This is a genomic window from Profundibacterium mesophilum KAUST100406-0324, assembly GCF_009835145.1.
GTDB classification, from domain to species: domain Bacteria; phylum Pseudomonadota; class Alphaproteobacteria; order Rhodobacterales; family Rhodobacteraceae; genus Profundibacterium; species Profundibacterium mesophilum.
Window position 1 is genome coordinate 1 of the sequence record NZ_APKE01000071.1, and the last position, 1,136, is coordinate 1,136.

The 1,136-nt window shown below is 66.3% G+C and carries 2 protein-coding genes; both read left to right on the forward strand.

Features of this window, described 5'->3' with window-relative positions; genetic code table 11:
- On the forward strand, positions 1–968 hold a 968-nt coding region (locus PMES_RS16240), incomplete at its 5' end, for an N-acetylmuramoyl-L-alanine amidase (RefSeq protein WP_236549856.1).
- Positions 944–1,136, forward strand: a 193-nt coding sequence (locus tag PMES_RS16245) for a hypothetical protein (protein ID WP_159966760.1), incomplete at its 3' end; no start/stop codon positions are given. The genes PMES_RS16240 and PMES_RS16245, both read left to right, overlap by 25 nt.

Sequence of the window (1,136 nt, forward strand, 5' to 3'; positions counted from 1 at the left end):
ACAGGTTCGGATCAACATCCGAAAGGTCGGCAATGCGCCTCGAACACCATCACATCGCATCGATCCCCATGACCCCCGCCCGCAACATCGGCGGGCCGATCGTGCCCGAGCTCGTGGTCGTGCACGACACCGCCGGAAGGCTCGAGGCGGGTAATGCGGCGCGCTATCTGGCGCAGAACGATGCCGGCGTGTCGGTGCATTTCGTGGTCGAGCGGGGTGGCGAGATCGTCCAGCAGGTGCCCACGAACCGCCGCGCCGGCCATGCCGGCCGCTCGCATTATCACGGGCGGCGCGGGGTGAACGATTTCTCGATCGGGATCGAGATCGTCAATCCCGGCAAGCTGTACGATAACGAGGCGTATGGCATCCGCGCCGCCCAGACGCCCGAGCATGGCGCTGGCCTGTGGATGGATTACACGCCCGAACAGATCACGGCGGTGATCGGGCTCCTCGGCGCGCTTTTTGCGGGCATTCCGACCCTGAAGGACATCCGCGCGCATTGGTATGTCTCACCAGGGCGCAAGATCGATGCCAACCCGCTCTTTCCCCTCGAGGCCATCCGCGCCCGCATCCTTGGCCGCGAGGAGCCGGGAGATATCCCGCCGCCCGAGGGCTTCGATCACGCGGCCGGTGACGCGCTGGTTCAGGTGCGCGCGCATTCGGGGCTCAACCTGCGCCGCTGGCCCAGCTTCAATCCCAACGTGATCGGCTTGATCCCGGACGAACCTGAAGGAAAACAGATGTTTCACGACAGCAAATCCATCTTCGCGAGCAAGACGATCTGGGGCGGCGGCGCAGCGCTCGCCGCGGGCGCTCTGGGGCTGCTCGGCTACGCGGTCTCGCCGGCCGACCAGGCCGCTCTGGTGCGTGTCGCCCTGGACCTGGTGCGGCGTCGGCGCGATCTACGGCCGGATCAAGGCGTCCAAGCGCATCAGGTAAGCCCATGGGACTGCATTGGTCGGCGGTGACCCTGGCGAGCCATGTCGTGCTGGTGCTTGCCTGCGGCTGCGCATTCGTGAACGCGATCGCCATCAGGCGCGCCTGGAACTCGGTGCTCGATCTGCGCAATCTCGCGCGGATCGAGGGGCCGATCTTCGCGATCGCGGCCGCGCTGATGGTCGAGCGGATCTATTACG